Raw genomic sequence first — 17,630 nt, 5'->3', positions numbered from 1 at the left:
AAAATTGTCGATATTATATGTATTGTGCCTTATAATATATTACTAAAATATACGTTATTAGTAAACTAATTCCATAATTTTATTAATTAATTATTTAACACAGATTTTTTGGTATCAGGTAATAATTTCTGTAGGTAATTACCCTTTTTTCTGTTATAATATAACATAATATAACTTATTTAGAGTTAATTAGTGTACTTTATATTTATATATAATATACCTTTAATATAATTTAGTACATCATATTTTAATCATAATATAATAAAGGGTGGTAATATAATGCTTAAAAATTTAAATGAAGCCAACAAATGTATTATTTGTAAAAACGCGAGATGTCAAAATAATTGTCCTATAAATACTCCAATTCCTCAAATTATTGAGCTATACAAAGACGGCAAGATAAAAGAAGCTGGTAAAATACTATTTGAAAATAATCCTTTATCAGCAATATGTGCTATAGTATGCCCACATGAAAATCAATGTAGAGGTAATTGTATAAAAGGTATAAAAGGTGAACCTGTACATTTTCATGATATTGAGCATGAAATATCTAGTCAATACTTAGAAGATATAAATCTTAAAAAACCAAAACAAAATGGAGTTAAAGTTGCTATTGTAGGTTCTGGTCCTGCTGGTATTACAGTTGCGCTTAACTTAGCTTTAAGAGGCTATGATGTTACTATATTTGAAAAAAATGAAAAAATAGGTGGAGTATTAACTTATGGTATACCATCTTTTAGACTTCCAAGAACTAATATTGATTTATTAGAAAAAAGACTAAAAGAATTAGGTGTAAAAATAAAAATAAACTCACTTATAGGTCCTGTAATCACTTTATCTAAACTATTTGAAGATGGATATAAATCTATATTTATCGGTACTGGTGTTTGGAATCCAAGAAGGCTTGATATAAAAGGGGAATCACTTGGACATGTTCACTATGCTATTAATTATTTAAGATCTCCTGAAAGCTATGACCTTGGAAATAAAGTTATAGTAATAGGTGCTGGTAATGTAGCCATGGATGCTTCTAGAAGTGCAAAATACTATGGTTCAGACAATGTAGAAATATTTTATAGAAGAGACTTTGATAGTATGAGTGCTACAAAGCATGAAATACATGAAGCTCAAAATGAAGGTGTTTTATTTAAAACTTTCAAAGCTCCTGTTGAAATAGTTGATGAAGGTATAATATTTGAAGATACTGAAGTTGTAGTAAATGAAGATGGTACTGAGTCTTTAGTTTCTATAGAAGGAAGTCAAAAGCTATATGAATGTGATAGTATATTAATAGCTATTAGCCAAGTTCCTAAAAACAATATAGTTATAAATAATAAAGGTCTTGATACTAAAAATAATGGACTTTTAATGACTAACGAATTTGGACAAACTACAAGAGAAGGTGTGTTTGCTTGTGGAGATGTTACAAATGGTGCTAAAACAGTTATAGAAGCTGTTGTAGATGCTAAAAAAGTTTGTGATTCAATGGATAATTATCTTAAACAATTTATAAAATAAAATAAAAAATTCCTAGATATCTAGGAATTTTTTTTTAATTTAATAAGATTTAATTTCTTATAACTGCTCATTATTATAGGAATCATAACTAAAGAACCAATTAGAGCATCTATCATATCTATAACTGTATCCTTAAGTCCACCTACTTGCATATTAGTTCCTATAAAAGTATCTAATAAAAATTCAATTATTTCCCATAAACTTGCTACCCCCATGCTAAACATAAATAGGTATATAATTATAAATATTTTGTTCATATATTTTAGTTCATTACTATTAAAAAATAATAATAATGAATATGCTACACTACAACTTATAAGGCCCGACCAAATGTGTAAAAAGTCATCATAGTGGTTTATGTCATAAAAATTGTAACATGAACCTAATAATGAAGATATCATTATAAATAAAATTAAAACTATATATAAATTATCATTTATAAGTTTTTTATTATTTAAGTTTATCTTATAAAGTGCTATAGTAGATAATAAACAAAATAAAGTTATACCTAATTTTTCCATTTCACCATTTTTTAAAAATAATATGAAAGATAATAAGTATAAAATATATAAAGTGTATGTTATATATTTTGTTGATTTCTTAATTATCATGATTATCACTCTTTTCCTTTTATTATATTATTTATATATTAATTTTAATCTATCTTTATAACTTACTATTTTAACATCTATTTTATATTTTTCAATATTCATATAATCAACTTATCCAAATTTAATTAAATTGAAAAAGGCAGGAAGCATTTTCTATACTACCTACCTTCTATATTAATTATTTACATTTTTATCTATAAAGTTAAATATTCTATTAAAATATTCATCTCCCAATATATCATATCCATTTACATGTTGAACATTATCTATAAGCCATAATTCTTTTTTATCATGTGGTATATTTTCATATATTATCTTGCTACTTTGTGGTGAACATACTTTATCTTCTTTTCCATGTATTAAAAACATTGGAGTAGTTATATTTTGAACTTCTTTATAAGGTTTTACATCTTCATAAGAAAATCCTGATTTTACTTGTGTGTATATATCTCCCATAAATTTTGCATATCCTACAGGGAGTAGCGGTATATTTTTAGCCTCGATACCAAGTCTTACTGCATCAGCCATTTCATGATATGGTGAATCTATTATATAAAAGTCTACATATTTATTTTTTTCATTTAAACTAGAATGCATAAGTGCAGTAGCTGCTCCCATTGAATGACCATGAACACCAAGTAAACCATTAGGGTATCTTTCATGTACAAATTTAGCTACATTTTCTAAATCATATCTTTCATATAGTCCAAAAGTATAATCCTCTCCTCCAGTATTTCCTGTATGTCTTTGATTATATATAACTGCATTGTATCCTTTTTCTAAGTACTCATATGCCTTATCTAGATATTCATAATAATAACTTTCTATACCATGAACTAATATAACAGTCTTATCTGTTTTTATGTTTGACTTTATAAGTTTAGCTTCTATTTTATAACCATTTTCTGGTGAATCTATAAATACATCTTCATATTCATAATTTTTAAGCCTTTCTAGAGGCTTATTTTCTCTACTTGAAAATACTTCTACAACTTCTTCATTTTTTATTTTCTGGCTAGAGCCTACCGAACCATCATAAACTAAATACCCTATAAATGTAGATATCCCTATAAATAATGTTACAAACACTCCTATAACTGCCAATCTTATTTTTTTATTTTTATCCATCATCTTCTCCTTTATTACCTAGTACTAAAACCTAGTATACAATATTTTTTATTATTTTTCTATATTTTTATAACTTTTTTATTTTAAATTAAAATAAGCATCTTACTATGTTTAGTAAGATGCTTTATCTACTCTAGGTAATAATATCTAGTAACTTTAATATCTCCACTTAATAGATTATTTCTTTAACTTAGCTAAAGCCTCTGCAAATGGATTATTAAATACTTCTTCATTCTTATTTTGATTTTTTAAATACTTGTTAATATCTTTTTTAGATGCTTTATTCTTTTCTTCACTTTTTCTTTTGTTAAAAGTACTTAACTTTTCTCTATGCCCACAACTACAAACAAAAGTCTTTCCTTCTCCTTCTCCACGAAGTTCTAATCTTTTATGGCATACTGGACATCTTGCGTTAGTAATTTGAGATACAGTCTTTTTAGTGTTACATTCTCTATCTTCACATACTAACATCTTTCCTCTTTTCCCATTAACTTCAAGCATATATTTACCGCATTCTGGGCACTTATTTTTAGTTAAATTATCATGCTTAAATTTACTATCACTACCCTTTATTTCTCTAACTATATCTTTTGAATAGTCTTTCATTTCATTTATAAATACATTTTTATTAAGCTTTCCTTTTGATATATCTGTAAGCTTAGTTTCCCATGTAGCTGTTAATTCTGGTGTTTTTAATTCATTTGGTACTAATTCTAAAAGTTGTCTACCCTTTGATGTTATGTGTATTTCTTTTCCTTTTTTCTCTACTACAAATGTGTTAAATAATTTTTCTATTATATCTGCTCTAGTAGCTACTGTTCCAAGATTATTTTTTTCCATAAGAGTAAGAAGGCTTCCTTCATTTAAATATGATGGAGGATTAGTTTTTCCACTAGTCTTTATAATATCACATATCTTTAATACTTCGCCTTCTTTTACTACTATTACATTACCATAGTCTTCATTATCATCTAATTCTTTATAGTTTTCTCTAAATCCTAGATTTATTACTCTATTTCCTTTAAATGTGAAGTATTCATTTTCAATACTAGCATTTATTACTGTTTGTTCATACTCAAATGGTGGACAAAGTACTGATAAGAACCTTTTAACAACAAGGTCATATATTTTTCTCTCTTTTTCACTTAACTCACCTAAAAATACTCTTTCTTCTGTAGGTATTATTGCATGATGGTCCGTTACTTTCTTATCATCTACAAATGATTTATTTGCCTTTATATTAGACTTTAATATTTTATTACATACTCTAGAGTAATCACTTATATTAACAGCCTTAACTCTATCTTTTAAAGTTTCTACTATGTCAGATGTTAAATATCTAGAATCTGTTCTAGGATATGTAAGTACTTTATGATGTTCATATAACCTTTGCATTATAGATAAAGTTTCTTTAGCAGAGTACCCATATATTTTATTTGCATCTCTTTGTAGTTCTGTTAAATCATATAATCCTTGTGAATATTTTTTCTTTAGGGTTTTATCTACCTTTATTATCTTTAAATCTTTACTTCTTATTTTGTTTATTATCTTATCTATCTTTTCTTCATTAAAACTACTACTTTGATTATTTTTATCTATCCAAGTAAATAAAATATCTGAATTTCCTTTATTAGCTTTTAAATTTATTCCATAGTAGTTTTTAGGTTTAAATTCCATTATTTCTTTTTCTCTTTTATATATCATTCCTAATGTTGGTGTTTGTACTCTACCACAAGAAAGCTGTGCATTGTACTTTGTTGTAAGTGCCCTAGTTGCATTTATACCAACTATCCAGTCGGCTTCAGCTCTTGCTATTGCTGAGTAGTATAAATTATCATATTCTTTTGCATCTTTTAATTTATTAAATCCGTCTTTTATTGCTTTATCTGTATTTGATGATATCCATAAACGCTTTAATGGCTTTTTTGCTTGTACTTTGTCTATTATCCATCTAGCTACAAGCTCTCCTTCACGCCCTGCATCTGTAGCTATTACTATTTCTCCTACATCATCTCTAGTCATTTGAGATTTTACTGTGTTAAATTGTTTGCTAGTTTTTTTAATAACTACAGTTTTTAAGTACTTTGGAAGTATTGGTAAGTCATCTATATTCCATGTTTTATACTTTTGATCATAGCTTTCTGTGTCCGCTAATGTTACTAAATGTCCTAGTGCCCATGTTACTATGTATTTACTTCCTTCTATATATCCATTTTTATCTTTATTGCATCCTAATACCCTAGCTATATCTCTTCCTACAGAAGGCTTTTCTGCTAGTACTAATGTTTTTTTCATATTTGTTTCCTTTCTTATAGGCTAAACTTAAATAAACCTAAACTTTGTTCTATTTATAATATTACCATATTTTATACTTAAATAATAAAAAGAAATAGAGGATAGTTAACTCCTAGCTAACTATCCTCTATATTATATGTTTTAATTTATCTATAAAAAATTTCTTCAAATGATGCATGATCGAAAACTTCTTGTTTCTTACCATCTATTAAAACATCCACACCTTTTATCCACTCTCCATTATAATCTTTTTGAAGTAGTGTTTCTACTATTGTCTTTTGATTTATATATCCACCTGTTGAACCTTGGAAATGTGTTCTCCAAGCATTTTCATCTACTAAATTTATTGTAACTATCCCATCATTTATTGACTCTAATTGTATATTTGCTTTGTCATCTTTAAAATAATCTTTCTTTAAAGATAATAATAAAGCATTTATTTTATTTTCTAGTGTATCGTCTTTATTTATATTATGTATGTCTTTTAGTATGATCCTTTTATCAGTATCCTCAGAGTCAAATGTATATAATTTAAAATCTATTTCTCCTTTAGGATTTTCAATATTTATATTTTCCTTATTAATTTCTTCTAGCTTTTCAATAGGTTCTTCTTTTTCTTTATTTATACTAACATTATTTTTATTACTATTTTCTATTTCTTCTTTATTAATTTCTTGTTCTTTATTATCTTTATGTGTATCTTTGTTTTCTTCTATACTAGGTTTATTTGTACTATCATTATTTTCTATTGTTGCATCTGAACATCCTACTAATATTGTACTAAGTACTAGTGCTAATAATCCTATTTTGATTTTCATAAGTATCTCCCCTTTTGTTGTGTTATTTATACTATCATACCAAATTTTACGTATAATAGGATTACAATAAAAAGACAAAATAAAAGACAATGGATTTAATGGTTGTACCATCAAATCTATTGCCTTTTACAAAGCTATATGCTTTTCCCTCTTTTTGACTTTTACTAGATAATACTTGCTTCTTAGCATTTAGCCATCTATTGGTTTTGGCCTTATTAGCTAACAGCCATAGATTAAAATGAGGTAGTTTTAGCCTAGGTGAACTATCTAATATGATAAAATATCTCGTCTTCTAAACACCCAATAGGTACTAGCAAAAGGTTCGGTAACCCGAGCTTTTATCTAGTGTGCTTAGATACACAATTAATTGTGTAGTTATATATTAACCATTTTTTTTTAAATAATTCATATTTTTATTTTTTAAAGTTTTATTAATATTTATAAAAAATAAACACGAGTAATCATGATAAGAAAAACTTTCTTTTCTTAGGAAAGCTAAGTACTGTTTTTTAATGTTGATAAATTTTTTTCAAATATTAAATTAGAAAGATTATTAAATTACAGTAAATATGTAATTTGATTTTTATCTATTTTTCGTTAAAAAAAATGACCTATAAATTGGTCATAATAATCATAATTTTTTATTTGAATTTAACATCAAATTCTCGAGTACATTAATACTACTAGATTTAAAAATTTATTATATTAATAATAAATTTGACTACTGATAGTAATCAATAACTCCGCACGCCCATCTATCCCCTGAATTTCCCGCAGGTTGTGAAGTAAAATCATCATATCCTTCATGAAGTATAAAAGATTTTCCTACAACTTCATCTACAGTAAATCTATTGGTAAACACAGAAAGTATACCTATTCCATTAGCAGATAGTATTGGTGGTAAATCTCCTACATGCATAGGATGTTCTGTATTAGTTGGATTATAATGAGATTTTGAAGAAGTAAATGGATTATTTTTATCTCCTATTGAACAATCACCTATTTCATGGATATGAAATCCATGGAACGAACTAGTTTGATTATTTATACTAGGTATTCCTGTTATATATGCCTTTACATATACGCCCTCTTCTAATTGATATAAGTATATTACTCCTTTTATACAAGGGGCTAATGGTCCTCCATTTATTTGAGCATATGCATTTGGTTTAGATGGTTTGTATCCAGAAAATATTTTTTGAATATCATACTTTGGACAAGAATTATCCATGATGCACCTCCTTATAATGAAATACATTTTTATCGCTATATATCTTATGATTTATATCAATAGAATGTTAATATTTATTTCATATAATTATAGATGCTTTTTTATGAGCTTTATTGTAATTAATTTAATGATTTTAAATAAAAAATCTCCATCTTATTTTGATGGAGATTTTTTATTTAAAAGTGTAATAGTCCAATGTCACATTCTATAGAGAACTTATCTCTACTCATTAGCCCGCCATAAGATATATTCATAAAAAATATTTGGCAATCCAATCTTTTATTTATTATTATCTTATATCCATCAACTTCATGAAGTACATCATCTTCTTTCATTTCATCTAACATAAAGTCTAATTTTGCATCTTCATATATAGATGGACGATTTTTATATATTCTTATATATTTATGCTCGCTATTTTCTAATATTTTGTCAAATTGTTTTTTAGCTTCTTGAGTTATTAATATATCCATATTATCAGTCTCTCCTATCTTTCTGTCTTCTTAATATTATACCATATTTATAAAAATAATTATTTCTAATAGTTTAAAATTTATTAATTGAATATAATTTTTATATTTTGAGAAAAATATTTTCAATTACGTATATATGGAGGTTTTTTATGGAATCAAATCATAAACATTTACTAGACCCACAAGCTGCAAATTTCAATGATACTGTAGTTCCTAAGACACCAGTTTTTTCTGGTAATGATATAACTTGTGAAGTTTATTATTTTAAACCAAATCAAGATTTAGCAATGCACAGACATCCAAATGGTGAACAAATATTTTTCTTTTTAAAAGGCTCTGGAGTTATGACTGTTGGAGAAAAAGAACATAATGTTCATACTGGATGTACAGTTTTTGTAAAAGCAAATGAATGGCATGGAATTAAAAACTCTGATAAAGAAGATATGATTGCTGTTCAAGTTACTAAAGTTAATGCTGGAGCTGAATATAAATAAATTTTTAATTATAAATAGTTTTATATTTAATATAAAATCCTTAAAAATAAAAAAGCTTGATTATTTAAATCAAGCTTTTTTGTATACTTACAATTTATATTTAGGTTTTACTGAATTAATTTTTTACTAACTTTAGTTCAACTGGTATATATTTATCTATTTTTTCACCTTTTATAACTTTGTTTGCAGCTTCAACAGCTGTTTCTCCTATAAGTATTGGTTGTTGTGCTACTGTTGCATCCATTTTCCCACTTTTAACAGATTCAACTGCATCATCTGTTGCATCAAATCCAACTACCAATACATCTTTCATATTAGCATCTTCTAATGCTTTTTGAGCACCTAAAGCCATTTCATCATTTTGTGCAAATACAGCATTTATATTATCCTTTGATTGAATGATATTTTCCATAACAGTAAGTCCTTTACTTCTATCAAAATCTGCACTTTGTTTAGCAATTAACTTAAACTCACTATTTTTTATACCATCTTCAAATCCTTTACCTCTATCTCTTGTAGCTGAAGAACCCGCTATACCCTCAAGTTCTACTACATTTCCTTTTCCACCAAGTTTTTCTATTAAAAAGTCTGCTGCCATTTTTCCACCAGCAACATTATCAGATGCAACGTGAGATATAACTTCTCCTCCATTTGCTGCTCTGTCAACTGTTATTACTGGTAATTTTAGATTATTAGCAACCATAACAGATGCTATTGCTGAATCTGAATCAACTGGGTTTAAAAGTACTACATCTACATCTCTAACACTTATATCTTCCATATTAGATACTTCTTTAGCCGGGTCATTTTGTGAATCAAGAACTACTACTTCATATCCTAATTCCTTTGCTTTTTCTTCTACTCCAGCTTTTAAATCTACGAAAAATGGATTGTTTAATGTTGATACTATAAGTCCTATCTTTTTCACTTCATTATCTTTAGCACTACATCCTACTAGTAGGCTTGTTGATAATATTACAGTTATTATTATAGAAAGAAATTTTTTCATTTTATTTCCTCCTAGTTACTTCTTCTGTCTAAAAGTACAGCTATTAATATAACTACACCTTTTACCATCATTTGATAATATGATGATACATCTAATATATTAAGTGCGTTACTTAATACACCTATTATTAATGCACCTATTATAGTTCCAGTTATTTTACCTTTTCCACCTGTTAAACTAGTTCCACCAAGTACTACTGCTGCTATTGCATCTAACTCATATCCAGTACCTGCTGTTGGTTGTGCAGAATATAATCTAGAAGTTATTATAACTCCAGCTAGTGCTGATAATATACCACTTATTGTGTATACCCATATTTTTATTTTATCTGTATTAAGTCCTGATAGCTTTGTTGCTTCTTCATTAGAACCTAATGCATAAGTATATCTTCCCATTTTAGTACTATTTAGTATATAAGCACATACTAAAAATACTACTATCATTATTATTGCTGGGGTTGGTATAGAGAATATTTCTCCTCCACCTATTTTCCCAAAGTTTATTGCTAAATCTCCACTACCTAATGTTATAGGCTTTCCATCTGTAAATACTAAAGTTAAACCTCTAAGTATTGTCATAGTTGCAAGTGTTGCTATAAATGGTTGAAGTTTTCCTTTTGAAATTACAAATCCATTTAAAAAACCAACAACAGCTCCTATTAATATAGATATTACTATAGCTACTACTATATTTTGCCCTGATACAAGTAAACTTGCACAAATCGCTCCACTTATAGCAAGTATTGAACCTACAGATAAATCTATTCCTCCTGTTAGTATAACAAAAGTCATACCAGCTGCTATTATTGCATTTACTGATGTTTGTCTTAATATATTAAAAATATTTTTAGTGCTTAAAAATGATGGACTTAATATTGAAACTATACCTACTAACAATAATAATCCTACTAAACTTTTATACTTTATTAATATATTTTTTATATCTAATTTACTGTCTTTCGTATTTTGTATACATTGTGATGACATAACTATACTGCCTCCCTAGTTTCTACTGCACATTTTAATATCTCTTCTTGGCTTACTTCTTCTTTATTAAACTCTCCAGTTATTCTCCCTTGGCTAAGTACTAATATTCTATCGCTTAATCCAAGTATTTCTGGCATTTCTGAAGATATCATTATAACCGCTTTTCCCTTTGACTTAAAATCATTTATTAAGTCATATATCTCTTTTTTAGCTCCTACGTCAACACCTCTAGTAGGTTCATCAAGAATTAGAACATCCGGATTTGTAAGTAGTGCTTTTGCTATTGCTACTTTTTGCTGATTTCCACCACTTAAATTTCTTATAAGTTGTTCTTGGCTTGGTGTTTTTATATTTATCTTATCTATATAGCTATTTACTATCTCTTTTTCTTTTTGCTTATTTATTTTAAATAAAGATGATATAGTATTTAATGAAGATATGGTCATATTTTCTCTTATAGATAAATCTAAAATTAACCCATCTCCTTTTCTATCTTCACTAACATAAGCTATTTTATTTTTTAGACCATCTTTTGAACTTCTATTAAATATCTCTTTTTTATTTACATATATATTTCCACTTTCTTTTTTTATGTGTCCATATATAGTTTTTGCAAGTTCCGTTCTACCTGCCCCCATAAGTCCTGATATACCTACTATTTCTCCACCTTTTACATCAAAGCTTACATTATCTATAAATTTATTTTTTAAATTTTTAACTTCTAATATAGGTTCTCCTTTTTCACATTCAATTCTAGGAAATTGGTCTGTAAGCTTTCTACCTACCATCATCTCTATCATTTTATCTTCGTCTATATCTTTTATTTCTTCTTGACCTACATATTTTCCATCTCTTAGTACAGTTATATAATCACATATTTCGAATATTTCTTTTAGTCTATGTGATATATATACAATTGCTTTTCCTTCTTCTTTTAATTCATTTATAACCTTAAATAAACTCTCAGTTTCTGTGTCTGTTAGCGCATCTGTTGGCTCGTCCATTATTATTATCTTTGCATCTAGTGATAAAGCTTTTGCAATTTCAATCATTTGCTTTTGACCTATACTTAAATTTTTTACAAGACATTTTGAACTAATTTCTACATTTAACTTTTGAAGTAGCTTTTGACTATCACTATGTAGTTTATTAAAGTCTATTTTAAATCCACTTTTAGGTTCTCTTCCTAAAAATATATTTTCGCCTATACTTAAATCATTTACTAAGTTAAGTTCTTGATGTATTATTGCAATACCTTTATCAGCTGCATCTTTAGGCCCTTTTATATCTTCTTCTTTTCCATTATAGTAAATTTGACCTTTAGTCTTTTTATATACACCACTTAATATTTTCATAAGCGTAGATTTTCCCGCTCCATTTTCTCCCATCAAAGCCATAACTTTTCCTTCATAAAGTTCTAGATTAACCCCGTCTAGTGCCTTAACTCCTGGAAATTCTTTTACTATATTTGTCATTTTCAAAATAGGTGTTTTCATGTTAAAATACAACTCCCGATTTTAATATTATGTTAGCATAAGGACTGCATTCTCCAGTTCTAACAAAAGCTTTACTGTTATTAGTCATCTTTTTAAATTCTTCATGACTCACTTCTGTAACTTTTACATTTTCAAATCGTTTTAATATTTCTTTATATATTTTTTCATTTTTTTCTTTAATCTCACTAGCTATTATTATCTCTTCAACACATAACTCTTCTAGTATTACATCTAAAGTATCTATAAAACTTGGTACTCCGTGAGTTAATGCTAGATCTATCTTTTTAACATCATCACTTATCGGAAGTCCACAATCTCCTATAGTTAAACTATCAGTATGGCCCATTTTGGATATAGTGTATGATATTTCACTATTTAGCAGTTTAGTTTTTTTCATAATTTACCCCCTAAAGTTCTCAACTTCTATTAATGTTGGTAAGCTACTTTGAGCACCCTCTTTCATAACTGATAATGCTCCAACTTTTGAAGCAAAATCCATAGCATATTCCATATCTTTGCCATTTGCTATTGCCACAGCCAAAGCTCCAGTGTAACTATCACCTGCTGCTGTAGTATCTATGGCTTCAACTTTATATGCCTTTTTAAACATTGATGTTTCTTTATTTATATATAAACTGCCCTTAGAACCTAAAGTTACTATAAGTTCTTTTACACCTTTGTTTATCATTATTTGTGCACATTCATTTATATCCTCTTCATTACTTATTGATTTTTGGCTTATTATTTCAAGCTCAGTTTCATTTGGAGTTAATAAATCGACATTTTCTATTATCTCATCTTCTAAGACTACTGCTGGTGCTGGGTTTAATATAGTATACTTACCTAGCTCTTTAGCTTTTTTAAGAGCATACTTTATAGTTTCTAGCGGAGTTTCAAGTTGAACTACTACTATATCACTATTTTTTATTGCATCTATATTCTTATCTATATCTTCTTTAGTTAATTTATAATTAGCTCCTGGTGCTACTACTATAGAGTTTTGTGCATTTTTATCTACCGTTATAAGTGCTACACCACTTGGACCTTCTGCTACTTGTATGTAATTAGTATTTATATTATCTTTTTTTAATGAGTTCACTAAAGTTTCTCCAAAGCTATCATTTCCAACTTTACCAATCATAGTTACATTTCCATTTAACCTAGCCATAGCTACCGCTTGGTTAGCTCCTTTTCCGCCTGGAACTTCTTTGAAATTACTTCCTAATAAAGTTTGTCCTGCTTTTGGCATCTTTTCTACATTTACAACTAAATCCATATTTAGACTACCTATAACGCATATATTCTTCACAATGTTCCTCCTATTTTTTATAATATATATATCATTTCTATTTTAATATTCATTTTATCTTTTCTATAGAGTATCATATTTATCTATTAAGTGCAACATATTTATATATTTATATATATTTTTTTACATTTTATATCAATTACAACTATAATTTTATATAAAAGTATATAATTATATTTTAATAATATACTCTTATATAAAAAATTTGCTTCGCTCATGTATCCAACAAATTTGTCCTTTGCTAAAAATATCATTTTTTACACTTTTAAACTTATTAGTATATCTTATTTTATAAGTTATCAATAATTTTATATTTAATATAATTTCCTTATATGCAAAAAATGAACTAAAACAATTATGCTTTAGTTCATTTTCACTATCACTATATACTTATTTAAAGTTTTATGCCTTTATTAATCTTTAAATATACCTTTAATTTTTATTTTATTACTATATTCATAAGTTTAGTTAATTCTAAGGCTTGAATAGGTGTAAAAATTCCACCTGAGACATCTTTTATACTTATTTCTAAGCTATCTATATTACAAGTAGTTAAATCTACTTTATCAAGAGAACTTCCCCTAAAAATTGATTTTGTTAAATCTGTAGATTCTAAAATTAAACCTTTACTTTCTACTTCCTGAAATACTGAATTTCTAAAATTAGAATCTTTAAAACATACATTTTTTAATTTAGCATATGAAAAATTTGAATATGTCCCTATAGTATCCTTAAATAATACATTTTTCATCAAAGAATCATCGAATCTACTTCCTATTAATTTACAGTTTATAAACTCTGTTCTATATATACTACTATCTGATATATCTATATTAGATATATCACAGTTTTCAAATATACAATCTACTATATCTATTTTTTTAAAATCGCATTCTTCAAATATTATATTTTTAAAAACACAGGAATTAAAACTAATTCTTATATTATATATATCACTTATTATAGTATCTTCTATTATTTTATTTTCTATACTTTCCTCATCTATTATAAGTTCTACTATATTGTTGCACTCTTGTAGATCATCATATATTTTAGGCTTTTCTATTTTATACTTCACAGGTATTTATATCTCCTTTATATCCTCTAATTCTTTTTCTTTCTTATTGTATTCTTTATTTTTTCTACAATACCCATATATATTTTTATATTTATTTATAAAGAATATAGATATTATTACTGTAGATAATTCCGCTAATGGAACTGCTAACCATACTCCATTTGCATTTAAATATTTAGGTAAAAAAATTATTCCACATACTATAAATACAAAAGTTCTTAAAAAAGATATAGTTGCAGATATTTTTCCATTTGAAAAGGCTGTAAACATTGCCGAAGTAAATATATTAGTTCCCATAATTAAAAAACCTATAGCAAATAGCCTAAATCCATTATAAGCAATATTAAAAACATTACTTTTAGGCTCTGAAAATAAACCTACTATTACTGGAGATGCTAATATTGCTACTGTAAACAATATTACAGAACTTATCAATATAAATATTATACTATACTTTATTATCTTTTTAAGCTCAGGCTCATTTTTGTTCCCATAATTGTAGCTTATAATAGGTGCAACCCCTGATGAAAATCCTATATATGCAGATGTTATTAAAAATTCACCATATAAAACTATGGTTATAGCTGCTACTCCATCTGAACCTAAAAGTTTCATCATAACTATATTAAATAACATTGTAGTTACTCCTGCTGATAAATTCGTAACCATTTCAGATGAACCATTTGTCATTGTAGTTAATATAACGTTAATGTCTAAGCTAGGCTTTACAAAATATAAAGAAGCTTTTTTTCTACTAAAATATATTATACCAAGTATTGCTGGTATTAAATTTCCCATACCTGTTGCATATGCCGCTCCTGATATTCCCATATCCATAGTAACTATAAATAAATAATCTAATATTATGTTGCTAAATCCACCTATTAAGGTAAATAACAATCCTATATTTGGCTTTCCTGCAGTTATTGTAAGGTATTGAAATAATAAGTTAATTATAAATGCTGGAACAAATATTAAAGTTGATGCTAGATAATCTCTACAATACCCATATAAGTTATTATTTCCACCAAGTGTATATATTATCTTTTCTAAAAATACATATCCAATAAATGATATTAAGACTCCTAAAGTAGCCCCTAAAAGTATTATTAATGTAAAATTTTTTTTAGCTTCTTCAGTTTTACCTTCACCAATTTTTTTAGCTATAACTGCGCTACTTCCAGTCGCTAGCATTACCCCAACTGCTATTACTACATTTATAAATGGATATACTATATTTACAGATGATAATGCGTCAGTATTTACAAATCTAGATACAAATATTCCATCTATTATTGTATATAAAGACATAAATACAAGCATTACAACCGATGGTATAGTAAATTTTATAAGTGATGAAAAGTTAAAGCTTTTCGCTATTGAATTATCCATTTTATCCTCCTAAATTGTGTATCTTATCATATTATACAATAAAGTATATTGTTACAATACAGTCAATAGATATTTTAAGTAATGAATATAATAAAAAACTACTTAGCATAAATTTATACTAAGTAGACTTTTGTTATAGTATATTTAATTTTATAGCTTCTAAAACTCCATTTTCATCATTACTTTTTGCAATAAATCTAGATACTTTCTTTAAATCATCATGAGCATTTTCCATAGCATAACTGTGATAGGCAACTTCCATCATCTCCAAATCATTTAGATAATCTCCAAATACCATAGTTTCATTAAAATCTATACCCATTTTCTCTTGAAGCACTTTAATTGCAACTCCTTTATTTGCCCCTTTATTAGTTATATCCAACCATATTTTCCCAGATATAGATACTTGTAAATCCTCTCTATAGTCGTCGTAGTATTTATTGCTATTTTCTTGAGCTCCATTAAAGTCACATATAGTAACTTTTAATATATCATCTTCTATTTCATTTACGTCTTTTACTACTTCATACTTTTCATAGTATTTTTCTACTTCTTTTATAAATTCTTCATCAGTAGATTCTATATATGCGGAATTTTTACCACAAAGTATTACATTTGAATTTTCTATATTTCTTCCTATATTAACTAATTCTTTAGCTATATTTCTATCTAATGAGTTTATAAATATCTCTTCTCCCTTATAAACTACAAATGTTCCATTCTCAGCTATAAACATCATCTTATCTTTGACATTTTCAAATCTTTTTAACAAATTAAAGTATTGTCTCCCACTAGCAGCTGCAAATATTATATCTTTTTCTTGTAGTTTTTCAAATACATCTATAAAATCATGGTGTATTTCATTATTATTATTTAATAGTGTTCCATCCATATCTGTTGCAATAAGCTTTATCATATGACTTCTCCCTTGATGTTTTATGTATATTATATCAAATGTATTTAATTATTTAAATTGTAAAATCTAGAGTAATAATTCTAAACACTATTATATAATTTATAAGTTATCTAACTCTTCATATATTCTTATAAATGGCATGTCACCAATTACTGCTATATCTTCTACATTAAAATAGTATTTTATATTTGAATCAAATAATATATTAGATGCTGATTCTATTTCATCATCTCCACTCCATAAAATATATATAATATATGTATCATTTAAAAATCTAATTTTATAGGCACTATCTCCCATATTTATTTTACTTGCCCCAATACTTTTCATTACAGATTTAAATTTTTCTACATTTCCTCCAAATTCCTTAGTTAATCTATTTATACTAGTTCTTACAAATGCTGGATAATATACATGTCCTCCATCAATTTCTTTAAATGTTATATATTTATTAGTTGGTGGTATTGGATTAGCATTAACTAAAAATCTTATTACTAAAATTTCTAAAGCTATTTTATCTAATTTTTCTCCATTTTCTTTATATATATCTCCACTTGGATATTCTACATATAAAGTAAAATCCATACACTTTACATGAAACATACTAGTCTTTTTATCAAAGTATGAATTTGATAATTTTCCCATAAGAATAGGATCTTTTTTCCTAAATTCATTTTTAGCATAGTCTAGTGGTATATTATAGTTTCCAACTTCATTGAAATTCTTCATAATAATCCCTCCAAAATAATTTATATTGCTACTTTCTACATAAAGTATTTTAAAACCTTTTAATTATACTAACATTTCATACTATATTTAATTTTTTATTAATAATTATCGTTTACCTAATAGATTCGGTGTTGTTATTTGTATATA

The 17,630-nt window shown here is 26.5% G+C and carries 17 protein-coding genes; 2 read left to right on the top strand and 15 right to left on the bottom strand.

All coding sequences use genetic code 11. The features are described from left to right. Positions 1-279: 279 nt before the first annotated feature. The gene (locus I4U89_RS01660) at positions 280-1,518 is read left to right on the top strand and encodes an NAD(P)-dependent oxidoreductase (protein WP_195937940.1); all 1,239 of its coding nucleotides are present in this window, start codon (positions 280-282) and stop codon (positions 1,516-1,518) included. A gap of 20 nt (positions 1,519-1,538) precedes the next feature. Here the strand turns inward: I4U89_RS01660 and I4U89_RS01655 are convergent, their stop codons facing one another. The 6 genes from I4U89_RS01655 to I4U89_RS01630 all read right to left on the bottom strand — a co-directional run bounded on the left by I4U89_RS01655 (position 1,539) and on the right by I4U89_RS01630 (position 8,074). Further along, positions 1,539-2,129 (bottom strand): hypothetical protein, encoded by a 591-nt coding sequence (locus I4U89_RS01655; protein WP_207744099.1) that lies wholly within the window; start codon positions 2,127-2,129, stop codon positions 1,539-1,541. A 174-nt stretch (positions 2,130-2,303) separates the two neighbouring features. After that, positions 2,304-3,257, bottom strand: coding sequence for an alpha/beta hydrolase (locus I4U89_RS01650; RefSeq protein WP_195937939.1), 954 nt, complete (start codon positions 3,255-3,257; stop codon positions 2,304-2,306). A 177-nt stretch (positions 3,258-3,434) separates the two neighbouring features. Beyond that, positions 3,435-5,552 (bottom strand): DNA topoisomerase III, encoded by a 2,118-nt coding sequence (locus I4U89_RS01645; protein ID WP_195937938.1) that lies wholly within the window; start codon positions 5,550-5,552, stop codon positions 3,435-3,437. A 146-nt stretch (positions 5,553-5,698) separates the two neighbouring features. Beyond that, the gene (locus I4U89_RS01640; RefSeq protein WP_195937937.1) at positions 5,699-6,370 is read right to left on the bottom strand and encodes a hypothetical protein; all 672 of its coding nucleotides are present in this window, start codon (positions 6,368-6,370) and stop codon (positions 5,699-5,701) included. Between the two features lie 721 nt (positions 6,371-7,091). Continuing rightward, positions 7,092-7,601, bottom strand: a complete 510-nt coding sequence (locus tag I4U89_RS01635; RefSeq protein ID WP_195937936.1) for a superoxide dismutase family protein — start codon at positions 7,599-7,601, stop codon at positions 7,092-7,094. Between the two features lie 176 nt (positions 7,602-7,777). Then, complete coding sequence (locus I4U89_RS01630) at positions 7,778-8,074, bottom strand: hypothetical protein (protein ID WP_195937935.1); 297 nt, start codon at positions 8,072-8,074, stop codon at positions 7,778-7,780. Positions 8,075-8,223: 149 nt separating this feature from the next. On the opposite strand from I4U89_RS01630, the gene I4U89_RS01625 reads away from it, so the two are divergent. Next, positions 8,224-8,568: a cupin domain-containing protein gene (locus I4U89_RS01625; RefSeq protein ID WP_195937934.1), complete on the top strand. Its 345-nt coding sequence runs from the start codon at positions 8,224-8,226 to the stop codon at positions 8,566-8,568. A 115-nt stretch (positions 8,569-8,683) separates the two neighbouring features. Here I4U89_RS01625 and rbsB read toward each other — a convergent pair whose 3' ends face one another. The 9 genes from rbsB to I4U89_RS01580 all read right to left on the bottom strand — a co-directional run bounded on the left by rbsB (position 8,684) and on the right by I4U89_RS01580 (position 17,483). After that, on the bottom strand, positions 8,684-9,577 hold the full coding sequence (rbsB, locus tag I4U89_RS01620) for a ribose ABC transporter substrate-binding protein RbsB (RefSeq protein ID WP_195937933.1): 894 nt from the start codon (positions 9,575-9,577) through the stop codon (positions 8,684-8,686). A gap of 11 nt (positions 9,578-9,588) precedes the next feature. Then, complete coding sequence (gene rbsC, locus I4U89_RS01615; RefSeq protein ID WP_092926820.1) at positions 9,589-10,563, bottom strand: ribose ABC transporter permease; 975 nt, start codon at positions 10,561-10,563, stop codon at positions 9,589-9,591. Positions 10,564-10,565: 2 nt separating this feature from the next. Then, complete coding sequence (gene rbsA, locus I4U89_RS01610) at positions 10,566-12,059, bottom strand: ribose ABC transporter ATP-binding protein RbsA (RefSeq protein ID WP_195937932.1); 1,494 nt, start codon at positions 12,057-12,059, stop codon at positions 10,566-10,568. A 1-nt stretch (position 12,060) separates the two neighbouring features. Beyond that, positions 12,061-12,456, bottom strand: coding sequence for a D-ribose pyranase (gene rbsD, locus I4U89_RS01605; protein ID WP_195937931.1), 396 nt, complete (start codon positions 12,454-12,456; stop codon positions 12,061-12,063). A gap of 3 nt (positions 12,457-12,459) precedes the next feature. Next, positions 12,460-13,368, bottom strand: coding sequence for a ribokinase (gene rbsK / locus I4U89_RS01600; protein ID WP_195937930.1), 909 nt, complete (start codon positions 13,366-13,368; stop codon positions 12,460-12,462). A 439-nt stretch (positions 13,369-13,807) separates the two neighbouring features. Next, positions 13,808-14,446 (bottom strand): pentapeptide repeat-containing protein, encoded by a 639-nt coding sequence (locus I4U89_RS15770; RefSeq protein WP_330615510.1) that lies wholly within the window; start codon positions 14,444-14,446, stop codon positions 13,808-13,810. Between the two features lie 6 nt (positions 14,447-14,452). Then, positions 14,453-15,838 carry an MATE family efflux transporter gene (locus I4U89_RS01590; protein ID WP_195937929.1) on the bottom strand — a complete coding sequence of 462 codons (1,386 nt, stop codon included), beginning with the start codon at positions 15,836-15,838 and terminating at the stop codon, positions 14,453-14,455. A gap of 133 nt (positions 15,839-15,971) precedes the next feature. Continuing rightward, positions 15,972-16,754 (bottom strand): HAD family hydrolase, encoded by a 783-nt coding sequence (locus I4U89_RS01585; protein WP_195937928.1) that lies wholly within the window; start codon positions 16,752-16,754, stop codon positions 15,972-15,974. A gap of 99 nt (positions 16,755-16,853) precedes the next feature. Then, positions 16,854-17,483 carry a DUF3786 domain-containing protein gene (locus I4U89_RS01580; protein ID WP_195937927.1) on the bottom strand — a complete coding sequence of 210 codons (630 nt, stop codon included), beginning with the start codon at positions 17,481-17,483 and terminating at the stop codon, positions 16,854-16,856. Positions 17,484-17,630: the final 147 nt, after the last annotated feature.

Origin of the sequence: Romboutsia sp. 1001713B170131_170501_G6 (assembly GCF_015668195.1) — a bacterium.
GTDB lineage: Bacteria > Bacillota > Clostridia > Peptostreptococcales > Peptostreptococcaceae > Romboutsia_C.
Note: the sequence above shows the minus strand (reverse complement) of the source record. Positions and strands in the feature narration are given on the sequence as shown.

What these genes read in the sequence shown, in the direction of transcription:
- rbsA (WP_195937932.1), bottom strand. Translation starts at nt 12,059, where the DNA reads ATGAAAACACCTATTTTGAAAATGACAAATATAGTAAAAGAATTTCCA.
- I4U89_RS01640 (WP_195937937.1), bottom strand. Translation starts at nt 6,370, where the DNA reads ATGAAAATCAAAATAGGATTATTAGCACTAGTACTTAGTACAATATTA.
- I4U89_RS01590 (WP_195937929.1), bottom strand. Translation starts at nt 15,838, where the DNA reads ATGGATAATTCAATAGCGAAAAGCTTTAACTTTTCATCACTTATAAAA.
- I4U89_RS01650 (WP_195937939.1), bottom strand. Translation starts at nt 3,257, where the DNA reads ATGGATAAAAATAAAAAAATAAGATTGGCAGTTATAGGAGTGTTTGTA.
- I4U89_RS01660 (WP_195937940.1), top strand. Translation starts at nt 280, where the DNA reads ATGCTTAAAAATTTAAATGAAGCCAACAAATGTATTATTTGTAAAAAC.
- I4U89_RS01645 (WP_195937938.1), bottom strand. Translation starts at nt 5,552, where the DNA reads ATGAAAAAAACATTAGTACTAGCAGAAAAGCCTTCTGTAGGAAGAGAT.
- I4U89_RS01585 (WP_195937928.1), bottom strand. Translation starts at nt 16,754, where the DNA reads ATGATAAAGCTTATTGCAACAGATATGGATGGAACACTATTAAATAAT.
- rbsD (WP_195937931.1), bottom strand. Translation starts at nt 12,456, where the DNA reads ATGAAAAAAACTAAACTGCTAAATAGTGAAATATCATACACTATATCC.
- I4U89_RS01655 (WP_207744099.1), bottom strand. Translation starts at nt 2,129, where the DNA reads ATGATAATTAAGAAATCAACAAAATATATAACATACACTTTATATATT.
- I4U89_RS01635 (WP_195937936.1), bottom strand. Translation starts at nt 7,601, where the DNA reads ATGGATAATTCTTGTCCAAAGTATGATATTCAAAAAATATTTTCTGGA.
- I4U89_RS01580 (WP_195937927.1), bottom strand. Translation starts at nt 17,483, where the DNA reads ATGAAGAATTTCAATGAAGTTGGAAACTATAATATACCACTAGACTAT.
- rbsB (WP_195937933.1), bottom strand. Translation starts at nt 9,577, where the DNA reads ATGAAAAAATTTCTTTCTATAATAATAACTGTAATATTATCAACAAGC.
- rbsC (WP_092926820.1), bottom strand. Translation starts at nt 10,563, where the DNA reads ATGTCATCACAATGTATACAAAATACGAAAGACAGTAAATTAGATATA.
- I4U89_RS01630 (WP_195937935.1), bottom strand. Translation starts at nt 8,074, where the DNA reads ATGGATATATTAATAACTCAAGAAGCTAAAAAACAATTTGACAAAATA.
- I4U89_RS01625 (WP_195937934.1), top strand. Translation starts at nt 8,224, where the DNA reads ATGGAATCAAATCATAAACATTTACTAGACCCACAAGCTGCAAATTTC.